This is a genomic window from Lactobacillus sp. CBA3606 (genome assembly GCF_002970935.1).
In the GTDB taxonomy this organism is placed as follows: Bacteria; Bacillota; Bacilli; order Lactobacillales; family Lactobacillaceae; genus Lactiplantibacillus.
Window position 1 is genome coordinate 731199 of record NZ_CP027194.1, and the last position, 18316, is coordinate 749514.

19 protein-coding genes are annotated in these 18316 nt (G+C 42.4%); 7 read left to right on the top strand and 12 right to left on the bottom strand.

The genetic code is table 11. From position 1 onward, the window contains the following. Positions 1 to 71: 71 nt before the first annotated feature. Positions 72 to 1415, top strand: a complete 1344-nt coding sequence (gene brnQ / locus C5Z26_RS03650) for a branched-chain amino acid transport system II carrier protein (RefSeq protein ID WP_105448664.1) — start codon at positions 72 to 74, stop codon at positions 1413 to 1415. A gap of 117 nt (positions 1416 to 1532) precedes the next feature. Further along, positions 1533 to 3308 (top strand): IS1182 family transposase, encoded by a 1776-nt coding sequence (locus C5Z26_RS03655; protein WP_105448665.1) that lies wholly within the window; start codon positions 1533 to 1535, stop codon positions 3306 to 3308. A gap of 175 nt (positions 3309 to 3483) precedes the next feature. Here the strand turns inward: C5Z26_RS03655 and C5Z26_RS03660 are convergent, their stop codons facing one another. After that, positions 3484 to 4335: a methyltransferase domain-containing protein gene (locus C5Z26_RS03660; protein ID WP_105448666.1), complete on the bottom strand. Its 852-nt coding sequence runs from the start codon at positions 4333 to 4335 to the stop codon at positions 3484 to 3486. A 192-nt stretch (positions 4336 to 4527) separates the two neighbouring features. Between C5Z26_RS03660 and rpsN the strand changes: the two genes are divergently transcribed. Then, positions 4528 to 4797, top strand: coding sequence for a 30S ribosomal protein S14 (rpsN, locus tag C5Z26_RS03665; protein WP_105448667.1), 270 nt, complete (start codon positions 4528 to 4530; stop codon positions 4795 to 4797). Positions 4798 to 4924: 127 nt separating this feature from the next. Here the strand turns inward: rpsN and C5Z26_RS03670 are convergent, their stop codons facing one another. From C5Z26_RS03670 to C5Z26_RS03680, 3 genes are all read right to left on the bottom strand, one after another. Next, positions 4925 to 5473, bottom strand: coding sequence for a hypothetical protein (locus C5Z26_RS03670; RefSeq protein ID WP_105448668.1), 549 nt, complete (start codon positions 5471 to 5473; stop codon positions 4925 to 4927). 106 nt (positions 5474 to 5579) lie between these two features. Further along, the gene (locus C5Z26_RS03675) at positions 5580 to 6707 is read right to left on the bottom strand and encodes an AI-2E family transporter (RefSeq protein WP_105448669.1); all 1128 of its coding nucleotides are present in this window, start codon (positions 6705 to 6707) and stop codon (positions 5580 to 5582) included. Positions 6708 to 6726: 19 nt separating this feature from the next. Next, positions 6727 to 7086 (bottom strand): PTS glucitol/sorbitol transporter subunit IIA, encoded by a 360-nt coding sequence (locus C5Z26_RS03680; RefSeq protein WP_105448670.1) that lies wholly within the window; start codon positions 7084 to 7086, stop codon positions 6727 to 6729. Positions 7087 to 7220: 134 nt separating this feature from the next. Between C5Z26_RS03680 and C5Z26_RS03685 the strand changes: the two genes are divergently transcribed. After that, on the top strand, positions 7221 to 8246 hold the full coding sequence (locus C5Z26_RS03685; RefSeq protein ID WP_105448671.1) for a lactonase family protein: 1026 nt from the start codon (positions 7221 to 7223) through the stop codon (positions 8244 to 8246). Between the two features lie 16 nt (positions 8247 to 8262). After that, positions 8263 to 8901 (top strand): copper homeostasis protein CutC, encoded by a 639-nt coding sequence (locus C5Z26_RS03690; RefSeq protein ID WP_105448672.1) that lies wholly within the window; start codon positions 8263 to 8265, stop codon positions 8899 to 8901. A 47-nt stretch (positions 8902 to 8948) separates the two neighbouring features. Here the strand turns inward: C5Z26_RS03690 and C5Z26_RS03695 are convergent, their stop codons facing one another. From C5Z26_RS03695 to yjbM, 3 genes are read right to left on the bottom strand one after another with little or no spacing between them, the layout of a single operon-like run. Continuing rightward, positions 8949 to 9836, bottom strand: coding sequence for an RluA family pseudouridine synthase (locus C5Z26_RS03695; protein ID WP_105448673.1), 888 nt, complete (start codon positions 9834 to 9836; stop codon positions 8949 to 8951). Further along, complete coding sequence (locus C5Z26_RS03700; protein ID WP_105448674.1) at positions 9833 to 10636, bottom strand: NAD kinase; 804 nt, start codon at positions 10634 to 10636, stop codon at positions 9833 to 9835. Before C5Z26_RS03700 ends, C5Z26_RS03695 begins: the two co-directional genes overlap by 4 nt. Positions 10637 to 10639: 3 nt before the next feature. Beyond that, the gene (gene yjbM / locus C5Z26_RS03705) at positions 10640 to 11299 is read right to left on the bottom strand and encodes a GTP diphosphokinase (RefSeq protein WP_105448675.1); all 660 of its coding nucleotides are present in this window, start codon (positions 11297 to 11299) and stop codon (positions 10640 to 10642) included. Between the two features lie 298 nt (positions 11300 to 11597). Between yjbM and C5Z26_RS03710 the strand changes: the two genes are divergently transcribed. After that, complete coding sequence (locus C5Z26_RS03710) at positions 11598 to 12230, top strand: DsbA family protein (RefSeq protein WP_105448676.1); 633 nt, start codon at positions 11598 to 11600, stop codon at positions 12228 to 12230. 72 nt (positions 12231 to 12302) lie between these two features. Here C5Z26_RS03710 and pepF read toward each other — a convergent pair whose 3' ends face one another. The 5 genes from pepF to C5Z26_RS03735 all read right to left on the bottom strand — a co-directional run bounded on the left by pepF (position 12303) and on the right by C5Z26_RS03735 (position 17676). Next, the gene (gene pepF, locus C5Z26_RS03715) at positions 12303 to 14111 is read right to left on the bottom strand and encodes an oligoendopeptidase F (protein WP_105448677.1); all 1809 of its coding nucleotides are present in this window, start codon (positions 14109 to 14111) and stop codon (positions 12303 to 12305) included. A gap of 72 nt (positions 14112 to 14183) precedes the next feature. Continuing rightward, positions 14184 to 15275 carry a competence protein CoiA gene (locus C5Z26_RS03720; protein WP_105448678.1) on the bottom strand — a complete coding sequence of 364 codons (1092 nt, stop codon included), beginning with the start codon at positions 15273 to 15275 and terminating at the stop codon, positions 14184 to 14186. Positions 15276 to 15370: 95 nt separating this feature from the next. After that, positions 15371 to 16102, bottom strand: coding sequence for an adaptor protein MecA (locus tag C5Z26_RS03725; RefSeq protein ID WP_105448679.1), 732 nt, complete (start codon positions 16100 to 16102; stop codon positions 15371 to 15373). A gap of 138 nt (positions 16103 to 16240) precedes the next feature. Next, a complete protein-coding gene (gene spxA / locus C5Z26_RS03730) occupies positions 16241 to 16639 on the bottom strand; it encodes a transcriptional regulator SpxA (RefSeq protein WP_105448680.1) in 399 nt (132 codons plus the stop codon). A 293-nt stretch (positions 16640 to 16932) separates the two neighbouring features. After that, a complete protein-coding gene (locus tag C5Z26_RS03735; RefSeq protein WP_105448681.1) occupies positions 16933 to 17676 on the bottom strand; it encodes an MBL fold metallo-hydrolase in 744 nt (247 codons plus the stop codon). Between the two features lie 130 nt (positions 17677 to 17806). Between C5Z26_RS03735 and C5Z26_RS03740 the strand changes: the two genes are divergently transcribed. Continuing rightward, entirely contained in the window at positions 17807 to 18307 is a 501-nt protein-coding gene (locus C5Z26_RS03740) for a hypothetical protein (protein WP_105448682.1), read from the top strand. Positions 18308 to 18316: the final 9 nt, after the last annotated feature.

The following is an 18316-nucleotide window of genomic DNA, read 5'->3' on the forward strand; positions in this document are numbered from 1 at the left end:
CTTTAATCCTTTCTTCACGGAAACATGCTAAGCTAAATCTTATTCAATTCTGTCATGAAAGTAGTGATTCCATGCAAACCCGTTTAACCGGTCGTCAATTACTCTTTATTAGTACCATGTTATTTGGCCTATTTTTTGGCGCTGGTAATTTGATTTTTCCAATTTATCTTGGGCAACAAGCCGGCCACCATGTTGGACCAGCGATTATCGGTCTCCTAATTACAGGTATTGGCTTGCCATTGTTAGGCGTAATTGGTATTGGACTAACGCGCAGTGCTGGCGTTTTTGCACTGGCAACAAAGGTAAGTCGGCCTTACGCCTATGTTTTTACCGTCCTGTTGTACTTCACTTTAGGCCCCTTATTTGCGATGCCGCGATTAGCGACCACGGCCTTTCAAATCGGATTAGTGCCATTTTTAGCCAAATCGCAACAATCTTGGGCCTTACTGGCCTTTTCCTTAGGCTTCTTTGGCGTCACTTGGGGGTTAGCCCGCAATCCGGGCCAAATCATGACTTACATTGGTAAATGGTTAACACCTATTTTTCTCCTTTTATTAGGTAGTCTGATGTTAGTCGCCCTCGTTAAACCCTTGGGTGACTTCAACGTCGCCGCCCGCGGCGCTTACGTTGCCCACCCCATTTTAACCGGGTTTACTGAAGGCTACAATACCATGGATGCCTTGGCAGCTTTAGCTTTTGGCATCGTCGTGGTGGATGCCATTCGTGGGCTCGGCGTCACTGAACCTAAACAGATTGCCACTGACACCATTAAAGCCGGCTTGATCAGTATGGCACTCATGGCCTTAATTTATGCTTTGTTAGCCTTGATTGGCACAATGAGTTTAGGCCGCTTTAGTCCAGCAAGTAACGGGGGGATTACGTTAGCGCAGATTGCGCATGCCTACTTCGGTCGCTTTGGCAATGCCCTCTTAGCTTTGATCGTCATCACTGCATGTCTCAAAACAGCCGTCGGGTTGACCGCAGCATTTGGTGATACCTTACACACGATGTTTCCCAAAGTCTCCTACACCGTTTTAATTAGTGGTGCTTGCTTGATTCCAGCTATTTTAGCTAATATCGGACTGACCCAATTAATTACGTACGCCACGCCCATCTTAATGAGTTTGTACCCACTCGCAATTGTCCTCATTTTATTGGCTGTCCTCTCACCCTGGCTGGGCACGTCGCGCTGGTTATTTGCGATGACTACCGCTTGGACATTAATTCCGGCATTACTAGCGGGCTTAGTCGCCTTACCGCAATCCTTGCGCCAAGCCCCGTGGCTACGTACTTTGGTCCACTTAAATGCCAACTTACCACTGGCAGAACTAGGACTTGGCTGGACTGTTCCGGCCTTAATTGGCTTAATACTGGGCTTAGGTGGTCGTTATTGGCAACGCCGACGACTGGCTTAAACTACTCAGTTCAACCATTTTTACGTCGAAAAAGAGTTTGGGACAAAAGTCCTAGATTCTAAAAAATAGTTCTGAGAAATCGTTTTTTGATTTCTCAGAACTATTTTTTCATTCTTTATGTACGCAGAGAAAGTTCTCTGGTATTCTTATTGCGACCAAACAAAAAAGAAAATAGAGGTGCTTTCTATGCAAATGAATTATATCAATAATCAAACTATTTTGAAACTAGAATTGGACTGGCAACCCAAAAGTAATCACATTGTTTGGGCAATCAATACTTTAGTTGAATCAATTTCAATGGCTGATTTGGACGCCGAGTCCTCTCGGACCGGTCGTCCTGAGTATCCTGCTAGATTATTACTTAAAATGTTATTATTTGGATATTCTCGTAAAGTTTTTTCTGGTCGAAAAATCGCTGAAATGGCGGAAGAAAACTTACCGATGCGTTGGCTATTAGGCAATATCCAAACAACACCTAGTTATCGAACTATCAATCGTTTTCGGGTTAAACCGCAAACTAAAACACTGATCAAACGGCTTTTCTTAACTTTCCGCCAACGGTTAGAAGCATTGGGGCTGATTGATGACTCGGCATTATTTATTGATGGTACTAAACTGCTTGCTAACGCTAATAAATATACTTTTGTATGGCGAAAGTCTGTTGAGAAAAATGAGCCTAAGCTTAATGTTAAAACTAGCCAACTTTATCAGGATTTAATTCAAGCTAAAGTTGATTTGGCCGTCAATCAAGAGACCGATCGGCCTCTTGATAGTGCTAGTTTAGATGTAATCTCCAATCAAGTGGATGATGAAATCACTCATTTGAATACAATTATTGCCGACGAAAAGATTAAACCCGGTGGCTCTCAAAATAAGCGCCGTCGTCGTAAACTAAAACATTACTCACATTTGCTACACAACGATCTGATTCCACGCAAACAAAAATACGAGTTTGCCAATAGGACTTTTGGTAAACGCAATAGTTTCTCTAAGACTGATCCTGCGGCAACTTTCATGCGTATGAAAGAGGATCCAATGAAGAACGGTCAACTAAAACCAGGATATAATCTTCAGGTCGCAAGTCAAAATCAATTTACATTATTCTTCGATTTATTCCATAACCCTACCGATACTCGGACGCTACAGCCATTTTTATCGACTATCTTTGATACCAACCAATATACTGCCCGGTATATTGTTGCTGATGCCGGTTATGGTAGTGAAATGAACTATCAATATATTACTGATGAGCTTAAAACTAATTTTTTGATTCCATATGGCATGTATGAAAAAGAACAAAAACGTTCTTATCATAAAGACAAACGGAAAGTTGCTAATTGGAATTATGATGAAAAGAACGATTGTTTTACTGATTTGGATGGCATTCAATTTGTCTTTTCTAATTACAGCACTCGTCACGATAAATACGGTGCTGAGCGAAACTTCAAAGTGTATCGAGCTGTTAAATATTTTGAAGATCCTATTCGGCAAAAATTAGCCACTACCCCCAAGGGTAACAAGCGCCAAATCAGTATTAACTCAAATTGGGAATATTTTAAAAACAAAGCAAAAGAACAGCTTTCAAGTCAAGTTGGCCAACAAATTTACGCGCAACGTAAAATTGATGTTGAACCAATTTTTGCCAACTTGAAAGCTCATTTGTCGTTCAACCGTTTCTCGGTGCGAGGTTTAATGGGTACATGGAATGAAGTTGGTATCGCATTAATGGCAAATAATATGGCAAAATTAGCCATGCTATTTGCAGACCCGGAGGGGCAAAGAAAAAATGAGGTAGTAAATTCTCAAAATTCGAGAATTTACTACCTCATTTTCTTATGGAATCCGAGTTATGTCCCGGACTCTTTTTATTTTAAATTTGTTAACCTGAGATAACTACAGTCTAATGAAAAAAACGTAGTATTTCGGTGTGGGCACGGCGAAACGCTACGTTAATGAAGTACAACTCGGTAGTCACCAACGATTTACACCGATGTTAGCTATCAAACGATTTCTCATGGGTTATCTTAACACCCGTTTTACAATCATGCAAGCATCTGCCGGGTCGCAACTACTTGGTCATCGTTAACAAACTAACATCGACCGTAATTTTGTCCAAACCAGTCGCCGTTGCCGCAGCTAAACTAGCCGCATTAGCGCCCCAATGCAAAGGCGTCATCACCAATAAATCGGCAAAATCAACTGCGTTTAAATCAAACTCATAATGAATCCGTTGTTGGGTGGCATCAGGATAATGTTGCTGGAATAAGTCCAAGACACGTTGATTATCATACTGATACTGCCGGTCCATTGGGTCGAACAATAAATGCCGTAATTCGACTAAATAGTCACTATTTGGAATAACCTTTAATAGGCGGCCACCTGGTACCAAGACCCGTTCAAACTCCTGATAAGCGGATGGTGAAAAGACATCCATAATCGCCGTAAAAGACTGCGCCGTAAAGGGGAGCTGGGCCAAATCAGCCACACAATAGTAAGCCGCCGTGGTCAGTTGGGTCGCGAGATTCACCCCTGCCTTACTAATATCAAACCCAATCCCGACATCTTTTGGTTGTTGATGTAATTGCAACAAATCGGCTAATGGCGTCCCTTCCCCACTACCGATATCTAAAATCCGTTGTGGACTTGCCGGCAATTGGGCATTAATCGCTTCAACAATTGGCCGAAAAAAGCCAGCCTGTAGAATTCGTCGCCGCGCCGCTAGCATTGCCGCATCATATTCACTTTGCACTTGGTGCGTCAAAAAATACAACGTGCCTTTTTTAGAAAAATCGAGTTGATGGCCGTTAGCACAGCCGACACTCTGTCCTTCAATCCGGTCATAAGGTTGGTCACAAACTAAACACCGAAACAAACCCAGATTAGCTTGTACAAACTGAATACCGCGCGCCATTTTATTCACTATTTTCACACTCTCTAAATTGATTTAACTCAATCATACCATAGTCATGCTACCGGATTGAAACAAAATAGTAGCTATTACGATTTAGCTATGATAGATTAAATACCGTTCTAAAAAAACACTAATTGTTGTTCCGAATGCTTTGCTAATGAATCGCAGCTAAAATTCAATTGCAAAGGAGCATAAGTTAAAATGGCTAAAAAATCTAAAATTGCTAAAGAACGTCGTATTGAAGCCACGGTTGCCCGTTATGCTGACCGTCGTGCTGCCATGAAGGCTGCTGGCGACTACGCTGGATTAGCGACCTTACCACGTAACGCTTCCCCGGTTCGGATCCATCGTCGGGACCACCTTGATGGTCGTCCCCACGCCTATTTACGAAAGTTCGGGATGTCTCGCTTGAATTTTCGACGCTTAGCACATGCCGGTCAAATTCCCGGTGTCAAAAAAGCCAGCTGGTAATACCACTGACTAACCTTGTAACCATCCCTAAAACGGATGGTTATTTTTTTGTGGTGGCTGAGTTAGCGCTCAACTAAGCTAAGAAATTAAAAGGGCTAACTAAAAAGTCAGCCCCTTTAATTCAACTTTAAAACGAGTTAATCTCATAAGCAAGCCAACTCAGCCACAATATAAAGCCACAGGTTTCAACTTGTAATAACCACAAATAAACTAATGTCGCTATTGATCGTGCCTGCGAATGGGCGTGAAGGCTAGGAATGTTCTGCGATAATAACAACTGATGCTGCCGATAAAGTTGTCGCAATTGACGTAACGTACGCGCCATACTATAAATCGCGCCACTACCTAGTCCAAAAGTCACTACTGCTAAAGCCGCAAACGCCCCCCACAATGGTAACTTCGTTAATAATAGCAGTAAGCCACCTAAACTCACTACTAAGTCTATATAAAAGATAATCAGCGCATACCGATAACGTTGTTGATAGCGATGCACGAGTGGCTGTTCTCGATTAAACAGCAGTTGCCGGTGATAAGTTGCCGCTAATAAATCCAAATCCTCAGTGCTCACTAACGTGCCATTCACAATTGCTTCACTATATTTACTTAACTTCAGCCGATTGATAAAAGCCAAAACTGACGTCACAACAACGCAACCCATCCAAATTAATTCTGCCATTTTTTGCCTCAATTGATTGACTTAACTAACATTCTTACCGCTGTCTAGTACCGCTCTCAGTAACAAAATCACGAGCTGCGAGCCAAACTCCCCCTCACAGGCCGCCTCAATCATCCGCTTCGTACAGTCCTGATTGGTGCCGATACCACGCAAACAGATGGGTAATTAGCACTTTCAAGATCGCATATCCTGGAATCCCAAAGATTACACCCAATAACCCGAAAATTTTTCCTGCGGCTAATAATACAATCAAGATGGTCACCGGATGAATTGCCAAGCTACTGCCTAAAACTAACGGTGAAATCACACGACCTTCAATTGTTTGCTCGATAGCGAAGACAATTAGCACCTTAACTAACATCCATGGTGAAATAACCATCGCAATCACGACCGAGGGCACCATCGCTAGAAACGAGCCCAGATATGGGATTAAATTCAAAATACCAGCCGCAATCCCTAATGTTAACGCAAATTTTAGGCCAATCGCCCAATATCCAATCGCAAACATCACTGCGACAAAGAAAGCTACGGTTAATTGCCCACGAATATAGTTACTAACTTGCGTATTAATTTCGGTCAGCATTTGTAAAAAGCTGGCGCGACCTTTATCTGGAATGAATTTCACCAAATACTTAGGTAATTGATGCCCGTCTTTTAATAAGTAAAACAAAATAAATGGCATCGTAATTAACCCGATGATAACCGTCGTGACGGTGCTTACGACACTCGTAATTGAAGAGACTGTACCAGTTAAGTATTTAGTGACCTTTCCACTTAGCAACTTACTCGTATCCGCATTCCATTGATCGACTTGATCACGTAACGCTGATAATTTGGGGTCATTCAACCAATGATTAACCTCACTACTGGCATTTTGCCAATACTTTGGCCATTCATTAATGATCGCCAAAGTCTGGGTCCGAATCGTCGGAATGATTGCGACGATTCCCCAAATAATCAACCCTAAAATAATCACAAATAACGCAATAATCGTCCAAGTACGCCGGATGTGATACTTCGTTTCCAACCGATCAACGAGCGGATTCATCAAGTAATACAATACCCCGGCTAACACAATCGGAAACCCAACAATGCTAAAGAACTGCTGCACCGGGGTTAATAGCCAATCAACTTGTTTCCCTAAAAAGAAACAGGCCAACACTAATAAAATAATAACCAGTGTGCGGATTGTTTTGGTACTCGTCCACCGCTTTCGGCTTGGTTGATTTTTCAAATTACCGCCCCCTTTTTAATTATGCGCGATACGTCATGACACTCCCAACTTTAATTGTGGGTAACGTTGTCGGCGCTAAATACACGCCATTTTGCATCGGTTTAGCCGGGACTGCCGTAAAGTATAGCGTGGCATGCCCAATACTAGCAAGACTTGTGTTCACTAATTCACCCACATAAGCAACTTTATATTTTTGATCATCAATTTGTAGTGTACTACCGACTTGTAACGCCAAATCGGTCACTGGCTGTGTAAACTTTTGAATGATCGCAATCTGTTGTAGTGCGGCAGTGGCCGTTTCATTGAATAAGATTAACATTGGTTCCGTTGGTGAAATGGCTTGTTGCCCAATTGATTGTATCGTTGCTGTCGTTGCCATAGTTACAAAACCCCATTCTTTATATTGGATGTCTTAATTGTAGCATAGCCTAAATGTTTCACGCCAATTTGTCATCGCTTACAAGCCGTTGACTTATGCTATACTAAAACTAATTATTGAGGAGGCTTTTTTGCATGCAAGAAAAAATTCTATTTGGAACTTATACTAAAAAAACGAGTCAGGGGATTTATCAAGGCACCCTGGACACCACGGCAAAAACATTAACTAATGATGGCCTCTTAGCCCAAACCGCTAACCCAACTTACTTAGCTTTATCTGCTAAAAATCGGTTATACAGCGTGGCTAAAGACGCTGATCAGGGTGGTGTTGCCGCTTGGCAATTAACTGACCAAGGCGCAACTCCTTTAAACACGGTTGTGGCCCCCGGCACGCCGCCTGCTTACGTCGCAGTTGATGAAGCTCGCCAATTAGTCTACAGTGCCAACTATCACCAAGGCACCGCTAGTGTCATGTCAATTGCTGAAAATGGTGACTTAACGTTAGTTGACCAGCTGACACATACGGGTAATGGGCCCCGGCCAGAACAAGATAGTTCACACATTCACTACACTGATTTAACACCGGACAACCGCCTAGTTGCGATTGACCTGGGTAGTGATAAAGTCTACGTTTACAACGTAAGTGCCGCTGGTAAGTTAACGGCGCAATCCGTCTTAACGTTAACACCTGGTTTTGGCCCCCGTCACTTAGTCTTCACCCCAGATGGCACGCATGCCCTCTTAGCCGGTGAGCTATCCAGTCAAGTCGCCAGTCTAGCTTATGACGCAACTACTGGTCGTTTGACACAATTAGGAACGGTTAAAACCATCCCTGAAGATTACACCGACCATAACGGTGCCGCTGCAATTCGCTTAAGTAACGATGGGCATTACCTCTACGTTTCCAATCGCGGTTACAATAGTTTAGCTGTTTTTGCAGTTGCAGCTGATGCTAGCCTGACCCTGATTCAAGAAATCAGTACTGAAGGCGATTTTCCGCGTGATTTTGACTTAGATGCAACCGAAGCATTCGTGGTCGTCGTCAATCAAAACACTGATAATGCAACGTTATATGAACGTGATTTACACACCGGTAAACTCAGCTTATTGCAAAAAGATCTCACCGTTCCCGAAGGCGTTTGCGTTTTATTCGCAAAGTAAAGGATGATTAACTGATATGCTATTAAAAGAAGTCGCCCTTGAAAACTATACTAACTTGCCAGCCGCAATTGCGGCCGGCGCCCAACGGATTGAATTAAATGATAATTTAGCCGTCGGTGGCACCACTGTTAGTCGTGGCGTCATGGCCGAAGCCGCTAAATACACCCAAGAGCACGGCATCACCTTAATTACGATGATTCGACCACGAGGTGGTAACTTCGTTTATAATGATACCGAACTAAAAATCATGGAAGCCGATCTCTTACAGGCCCAAGCTTTAGGCGTCGATGGCGTCGCTTTAGGCGCATTAACCGCCGATGGTCACTTAGACACCGAAGCCATGGCCCTATTAATTGGCGCTGCTGGCGGCATGAGTGTGACTTTCCACATGGCTTTTGATGCCTTAGCGCCTGACCAACAGGCCCCAGCCCTAGAGTGGTTAGTGGCCCATCAAGTAGACCGCATTTTAACTCATGGTGGTCCTTTGAGCACGCCGATTGAAGCCTGTTTACCAACATTGCAAACGACTTTGAAATTAGCAGCAGGTCGGATTCAAATCTTACCTGGCGGTGGTATTACGGCTGCAAATGTCGACCAAATTACAACTGCTTTAAACGTTCCCCAAGCACACGGAACAAAAATTATCATCTATTAGAAAAATCGTTTAACGACAACTTGACTAAGCTGTGGTTAAACGATTTTTTAGTTAGACTGAATTAACTGAGCTAAATCTGCCGGTAACGGCGCAAAAGTGGTTAACGTCTGCTGAATAAAGGGATCCTCAAATTCTAATTGCATACAATGCAAGGCTTGCCGCTGAATAATTGGCGACCAAGGTCCCTCATATAAGTCATCGCCGACTAGCGGATGACCGGCAGCCGCAAAATGAATCCGAATTTGATGTGTCCGCCCAGTGTGTAAGCGAACCCGGACAACGGTCATCGTTGGGAGCCGTTTAACGACCCAATATTCCGTTAACGAGGGCTTCCCGTCCGGCGTAATTGTGCGCTTAATAAATGACCCCGGCGCCCGACCAATCGGTTGATATAACCAACCATGGTCAACGGGTAATGTCCCACTAACAACTGCCAAATACATTTTGCGCATCGCATGGGCTTTTAATTGGTGATCAATGACTGAGTGAGCAAAGTGGTGTTTGGCAAATAAGACAATCCCACTAGTGTCTCGATCGAGACGCGTCGTGATATGCACGACCTCATTATCATAACCATGGGCTTGATAATAGCCTTTAACCCGATTAGCTAAGGTGTTGTCAGGATACAAGTGGGCTGGCACCGACGCCACTCCTGCCGGTTTATTCACAATCAAATAATCACGATCTTCATATAGCACCGTAATGGGTAGCGTTGAAACGCCTAGATGGTCATTGCCAACTTCACGTGGTGTCACCATCGTGACCGTCTCGCCACCTGTTAGCATGTGAATCGCTAAAACGGGCTGCTCATTAACCAAAATGGCGCCCCCATGAAACTTCACCTTTTTGAGCAAACTACGGGTCACCCCATGTTGCGCCAAAATAGTCTTAACCTTAACCGGTGTCGTCATTTGGTTGATCCAAGTAAACCTCATTTTTCGTCCAATCCGATGAAGGATGTGCCCACCCGTCGCCAAAAACGATTATGCCGGTGCTGTGCAAAAGCAATCCGCCGATTTGCAATTGAATACCGAATTTGTTTAATTGGTCGTGGCTGAGTATCCATCTGATCCGCCGTAAAAATAAAATGAGACTGTTGTTGTGGCTTAATCGTAATCGTTTCATAGGGTGCCACAATGACTGGCGACCCTAACGTTCGAAACACACGATTATTAATTGAGGCAATTTCAGCCATCTGTAACGCATCCAAGCGCGGATGAATCACGGCGCCGCCAACTGACTTATTATAAGCTGTTGACCCAGTTGGCGTAGACACACAGAGACCATCGCCTCGAAAGCGTTCAAACAATTCATCTTGGATAAAGACATCCGCGACCATTGTACTCCCGAGCTTCTTTAAAGTTGACTCGTTCAACGCCAAGTAGTGATCGGTCTCCTCGGTATCTGCATACGTAATTTCAATTGATAGCAATGGATACGTGACACTTTGACCATTGTCATCCAATAAGCCAGCAACTAATTGATCAATCTCATAATCACGCCAGTCCGTATAGAAGCCCAAATGTCCCGTATGCACGCCGACAAACCGGACTTGATCAACCATGTTACTGTAGTGATGAAAAGCTGACAAGAGCGTGCCATCACCGCCTACCGTTAACACGACGTCTGGTGAGACGTCATCAATTTCAAAGCCGGCTGCGATTAATTTTGTATGTAGTTCTGCTGCTACTTTTTTGGTTTTTGGATTTGAATTAGCAAATATCGTTACTTTCATGACTTATTGATCTTCCTTTGTCGGTGTGGGCGCTTCACTTGTAGGCGTCCCTTTGCCGTATGAGAATAAGCTCTGTGCTTCTTGAATTTCTTCCCTAATTTCAGACATTTCTTTATCTAAACTAAAAGCTGCTTCTGCCGCCCGCTGTAAGCGTTGGCTGAGACTTTCTGGAAAATCACCTTGATACTTATAATTCAAAGAGTGTTCAATCGTGGCCCAAAAATTCATTGCCAAAGTGCGCACTTGAATTTCTGCTAAGATTTTCTTTTCGCCGCCCACCATTTGGACCGGATATTCAATCACGATATGATAAGAACGATAACCAGATGGCTTTTCATTACTAATATAATCACGCTCTTCTAGAATCGTCATATCCGTGCGCTTCCGCAATAAATCCACCACTTGATAGATATCCTCGACAAACTGGCACATGATTCGCAGACCAGCGATATCCTGCATATCTTGTTCTAATCGATCCTCTTGAACCTTGCGCCGCACCACTTTTTCCTTGATACTGTCAATGGGCTTCACCCGTCCCGTCACAAACTCAATGGGTTCATGTTGGTTTAAGTCCCGAAATTGTTTCCGCATTCCACGTAACTTAACTTTTAACTCATCCACAGCTTGCTGATAAGGCAATAAAAAATGGTTCCAGTCTTCCATTGTGGCACCTCCGTTTAAAAACTATACCTATAAAATTCTACCATAATTTCGCAGAATAAAAAGCGCAGGCTTCCCAGTTTAATAATTGATTGCAACAACCTTACAAACCCATTAGTCAAGAGCAAATTACTTTACGAATCACTTAAATCGGTGCATGATGACAGTCGAAGGTTTATTTTAAGTTACGATTTAGCTGAACTTAGTATAAAAAAATTATGAAATTTAAGGCTTGCAAATACCCTGGTTCATTTGGTATTCTGCACTATGACGCGAAAAGCGAAAATGGAGGAATTATGACGTGTTAGAAGTGTATTTATTTGTAAATCCATTGGCAACTCAATGTGTCCGTGATGAAAAAAATGTTTTACGGTTAGCCAACGATTCGGATAAACAAATTCGATTTCAATTCATCCCCTTACTAAATATCAACGTGGTGCAAAAAGCGCTTAAAAGTCAGGGAATTCAAACCGCTGACTGGCAAGCTCAAAATCAGCAATCACAGACGTTATACCGGGTCATCTTGGATTATAAAGCCGCTCTTTTTCAAGGTAAAAAACGGGGTCGCAACTTTTTAATTGCCCTCCAAGATGCCATGTTAAAAACGGGACAACGTTATTCGGAAAGTTTGGTGCAGTCAGTTGCCGAACAATGTCAAATTGATCTCGATATGTTTATGGAAGATCGTAATGGCCGCTTAGCAAAACAGGCTTTTCATGCCGATCAACGCTTAGCTTCCGAGATGAATATTACTGAAGCTTCATCCGCAGTGGTCTTCGACTGTGATCAGTATGATTATGGGGTTTTATTGGAACAATTTAACTACACAACCTTGTTTAATTTAGTTAACGGTCGTTTAGATCCATTTAACGACTTAGCCCATCAACAAGCGGGCTGTACTGATTTAGATGCAACGCAATTACACGTGTTATAACCTGCTCAGTTATTGCAATTATTAGCCATACTAAAAGACCTAGGACATTGTTCTAGGCCTTTTAGTATGGCTTTAATGCTTAATGAGTTGTTCAAATTCAGTTAATCGTTGTTCAAAAACAGTAAAGGCGGCGGTTAAATACGTCGATTTTGTCATATCCACGCCCGCATTGCGCATCACATCAATTGGAAACTCGGAGGAACCAGCCTTCAAATACCCCAGATACGCCTTAACCGCGCCTGGTTCATTGGTAGAAATCTTTTGAGCCAACGTTGAAGCTGCGGCAAAACCAGTCGCATATTGATAAACATAATAATTGTAATAGAAATGTGGAATTCGTGCCCACTCATCCGCAATTTGAGGATCACTAACCACTGCATCGCCATAATAGCGTTGATTGAGCTTCAGATAATGCGCTGAAAGTCGGTCAGCTGTTAAGGCTTGACCGGCAGCTGCTTGTTCATGTAACCACTGCTCAAATTCAGCGAATTGTGTTTGGCGGAACAAGGTCCCCTTAAAACCATCCAAATAATAATTAAGCACGTAAGCCCGAACTTTAGGATCAGTCTCATGCGCTAACAAATAATTGGTCAGCAAGTTTTCATTCGTCGTGGAAGCAATTTCAGCCACGAAGATGGCATAATCGCCATACTGATAGGGTTGGTGGTGGGTCGTAAAGTATGAATGCATACTATGACCCATTTCATGGACCAACGTATATAAATTATCGATGTTGTCTTGCCAATTCAATAAAATATATGGCGCCGTATCATACATCCCTGACGAATAGGCCCCACTTCGTTTACCCTGATTCTCCACAACGTCAATCCAGCGCGAATTAAAGGCCGTTTTAACCGCTTTTAAGTAATCAGGTCCCAGAACTTTTAATGCCTTTAAGACAGTCGCTTGAGCCTGCTCATACGTATACGTCAATTCTGGTTGTCCCGTTAACGGCGTATATAAGTCATACATATGCAACTCGTCAACATTAAGGATTGATTTTCGGAGAGCAACATAGCGATGGAGTAAGTCTAAGTGATCATCAACCGTCGTGACCAACGTGTCATAAACCTGGGTTGGAATCTGATTTGCACTTAAAGCTGCGGTCCGTGCATCCGGATAGTGATGCGCTTGGGCCACAAAATTATGCACTTTCACTTGACTAGCCAAAGTAGTGGCCAACGTCCGCCGAAATTGAGAATAAACTTGATATAATGCCGTAAAGGCTTCGCGACGAACAGCCGGTTTAACCGATTCCAGCAAAACACCATAAACCCCCTGTGATAACTTAACGGGATTGCCTTGCTCATCATTAACAACCGGAAATTCAAAATCCGCATTATTCAAAACGCCAAAAGTTTTTTCAGAAGCCGCAAAGATATCACCGGCCCCCGCTAAAAGTGATTCTTCAGCGGTGGATAAGACATGCCCTTTTTGTAACCGCACGGTATCTAATAAGTGGCGATAATCACGCAAGGCGACGTTCTCATCCAAATACGTGTCTAATTGTGCTGGCGTCAACGTCAAAATGGCAGGTTCAAACCAAGCAGTCGCTGCTGAAACTTGAGCCGTTAAGTTCCCTGCTTGATCATCTAATGCTTGATTTTGACTATTACCAGTATCTTGATCACTCTTTAAGCTTGCATAAACGGCGACCTTTTCTAAGCGCCGATACAAGTCTAAAATACCTTGAACCCCTGCTAAGACGGTTGTTGCTGAATCTGTAAAATGTTCAGCTAAGGCTGAAACCGTCGGCAAAGCCGCTTGAATTTGTTTAACATCCGCATCATAAGCGGCTTGGTCTGCATAAATAGGCGTTAAATCCCAGGTCAGTTGCGTCGGGACGGCTGACCGCGTTGGTAGGTGCTTGGTTGCTACCATATGTTAGTCCCTCCAATTAAATTGATATAATTTAGATTAACACAAAATCCTACCAACATTGGCTTACTTGTTTCACTTTTCGTGGGGCTGCCACTTAAGTTGCGCTGGATTTAAGCGCCAGTCAGCCCCAACTGGTTCAATCACTTTGGCTTGCTTTAACTCATGCACAACGGCAATAATTAGCTGACGAGCTAAATCATTTTTAGTAGGTAAACATGACCTTAAGGCCAATAAAGGCTGTAAAGTCGTCCAAATAACCGTGGTTAATTGAACCATCCTAAGGACCAGCGGTTGCTGACGTAATTGGATAAAGAGTTGTAAATACCAGACAAGATAAGTCGTCCGTAAAATTGGCGGTTTCGCACTTACCGGCACGACCCAAGCTGGCAGTTGACTCAGCGTTCCGCCTTGCGTATAGCAAATTTTTTGTAACTTAACGGCGGCGGCTTGATGCGTTAAACGGCCTAGTGTCAAGCGCTGTTGATACGTTTGGTAACGGGTTGCAACTTGCATTGGGGCAACCAAGACCGGTTGGTAAGCTAACAGACCTAACACCGATGTCGTTTTAGCCAATACTAGCTGGCGTTGATACGTCAACGGCTCCCCATCATACGTGGCTATATTCAATACTAATAATAGCCCATTAAGATTGACCTGCCAAAAGGCCAAGTAACAGCCCCATTGCTGATTATAATGTAAAAATTTCAACGCTTTAGCATTAGTCCGGAGTACGCGTTGATACGGTGACCCTAACAGCCATAAGACGCGATAACCATGATTGCGATAACCTTGTGTCCGTTCGGCCAAGCGTTCGACTGACAATGGTGAACATTGAAATTCTAATGCAAGTGGGCGATTTTGGCCTAATTGTACTAAGACATCCGGTCGTTGATGGATTGCTGGCAATGGTGCTTCTAACTGGACCGTATAGCCACTGGCTTTAAACCATGACGCCAATTGCTGTTTGCCTTGTAAATGTTCAGCCGTCTCCCCTTCTGAAAAGGTGTGACAATCCTGAACAGACTGATGGGCAAAATGGGCGACCATGACGGTGCCGTGCTTTAATCGCACCGGCGCCTGACAGCCTGGACAATGATACGTTGTCTGGCGTTGTGCCTCGGCGGCAGCAATTAAGTGGTGCTGTTCGTCCTGAGCCATCAGCATAGTCATCACGCTCCCTTTACCCATCAACTCCGTGAGCACCATTTATCTCCACTAAAAAAGTTGCTACCAAAATTTTGGTAACAACTTTTTTGATGCTATTTAAAGTAATGACGAACAGTTTCTAAAGCGGCATTCGACATAATCTTTTCACCATGTTCTAGTAAAACATCTGCCGTTACCTTAGTCGCATTGGCATATTCCAACACCACGGCGACATCATCTTTAATAACACCACTAGAAGTCTGATCAACAAAGAAAACTAATTCCAAATAGTACTTATCACGATATTTGAATAAATTAGACGCCAAACCTTCTGGCCGGAAAATTCGTGCTAATGAAATCACATCTTCAAAATTATCAAACTGTAAGACAAACTCTTTAGTTGGTGTATCAGGGTCATCAATATACGGATCTAAATCATTGGTATCCTTAGTCTGATTATGTTTGACCCCTTGTGGTTGATCATTATCATCAGTATCAGTTTGCATTAATTTACGCTTTAAATAATCTGAAACATCATCTTGCATCGCATGGTCATCTGATTGATCAGACGAATCAGTCGTCTTGGCAATCGTATCCTGCAAGCTCTCGCTATTCTTGCTAATGAATAATTCTAACCCATTTCGATTAGGTAAAACTTGGAATGTTACCGCATCATTATCTTGAAATTGATGATCAACATCAACTTCTTCTAAGATACTATAAAAGAAACTTTCAATTTGCTTATGATTCCCTAGTAAATCCAGTACGCGAATACCGCGCTCATTGAGATCATCGTTGCCGATTAGAACTCGAATCGTATCTTCATTGATTCGTTCCATCTCCATTGCAGATCCACCCCTTTCTAAGTGTCAAGGGCCATAATCACTATCATAATTTTAACTTATTTTAGCGCATTGTAAAGTAATCTATCTGAAAATAAAAAAATTGACTAAATTAGTCACCCAATTAGCCAATCGTTTAAGTTATAGATTTGCGAGTTGTTGCGCTTTTAGTAAGGCTAATGTCCGAATTTTCCGTGGTAAGAAGCGCCGAATTTCATCTTCATTATAGCCAACTTGTAGTCGTTTTTCATCTAACATAATTGGTCGACGCAATAAACTCGGATCCTGACTAATCAACTCATAAAGTTGATTTAAAGAAATATCATCAATGTCTACTTGCAATTGCTGGAAAGCCTTAGACCGCGTTGAAATAATTTCTTCCGTACCGTCTTCCGTCATTTGCAAAATACCTTTAATTTCTTCAATTGAGAGTGGATTAGAAAAAATATTGCGTTCAACAAAATCAATATCGTGCACCTTTAACCAAACTTTTGCTTTTCGACATGAGGTGCAACTTGGTGAAGTATATAAAGTAACCATTGAGTATCCTCCTTTTGCGTCGTCAACTTCAGTTCTTTGCTACAAATAATATTATACCTTTTTTCATTATGTTTGTGAATACTTTTTCTAAAAATAATTTTATTTTATTTTTAAACATAATATACACATGTTACGTTTGTGTCCTATAAAAAGTGAATAAAGACTTTTAATCGCAGTTTTGTCATTTATTAAATAGCACGCAATTTAGGTATGACTTATTATGATTATAAATGTAAATAGATTAAAACTAAAAAAAAAGCCAAATCTTCATGACTTGGCTTAGAAACATATCATTAATCTAATACTAACTGTAAATATTTTTTAGCAACCACAACCGGAATTTCGGATCCAGCTGTCACCTGTGCTTCAGCTCGTAATTGCTCAGCATCAACATCCTGTGGTAAATGAGTTAATAACAACTGCTTAACCTGTGCTTGCTTGGCAACTACACCTGATTGTGCCGTGGTCATATGCCACATTTTTCCTGTCTTATCAGCCGTAAAATTAGTATCCGTCATTAATAACTGCGACCCGGCCGCAAATTCAGCTAATTCCGGGACCCATGCTGTATCCGCTGAAAATGTCAATTGTTCGCCAGTCGCCCGTTCAACTAATTTAACCGCAAAGGCTGGGACTGGATGTTTCGTCTTCATAAAGGTCACATCAAAAGGACCTATCTGGTTAACAGCCGCTGGGTCATAAGCGCGTCCCTCAGTTGCACCGGCCCAAGTTAACGCCCCAAAGTTCAAGGGGTCTTCAGTATGCCCGTAGATGGGCAGAATTGGCGTTTTACGATTACCTTGACGTAATTGCCAATAATATTGTAAAACACCAACATCGGCTGTATGATCGTGATGATAATGGGTTAATAAAACTGCATCTAGCTGTAAAGGATCGAGAATCTCCTCTAAAGCATTCAGCGCACCGGAACCACAGTCTAATAATAATTGGTAATTTCCAGCTGTAACCAAATAAGCACTCGTCCCGACACCGTTATAGGGATAGCCACCATAATATCCTAACACTGTTAATTTCATTATTACCATTCCCTTCTGGCTCTATTTTAACTTAGATTTTAAGAAAATTGAAACCGTTCACCTAACATATTTTCAATTGTTTTAGAAAACACGTATAATAATAAGTGTAATAATTTAAGGAGTGATATTGATGAGTAAATCTATTTCAGCAACATTTGGAACCCGTAAAATTTTGACGATGCTTCAACAAAAGCATGCGGACCGTGACTTACTACTCATGCAAGCCAACGCTACTGAAGATCGCTATATGCTACTTGACCTCTCTGGTGACAAAACAGTTTTTGCCAGCCCTGTTTCTTATGATGTGCTACTTGCTAAAGGTAATGAAGATTGGCACGGCATGACTAGTTTTATTTTCGTCGATCTACCAATGGAGGAACAAAAAGTCTTCAATTCTAAATTTTCAGCTTTTCGGGCTGATTTTGAAAAGCCAAATGGCCTTAAGCACTTTTGGATCTTACGTGAAGCCAAAAACAATGCTGCTTTCGTGATTGTCACTAATTGGCATAGTGATTCTGAATATGCGGTTTGGTTACGGAGCGAGTCTTTCAAGCCCTTCGCTAAATACCTTAGCTCGGACTATGATTACCACGAAAGTCGTTACGCCTTTGTTCGTTCATTAAAATCATAATTTCATAGT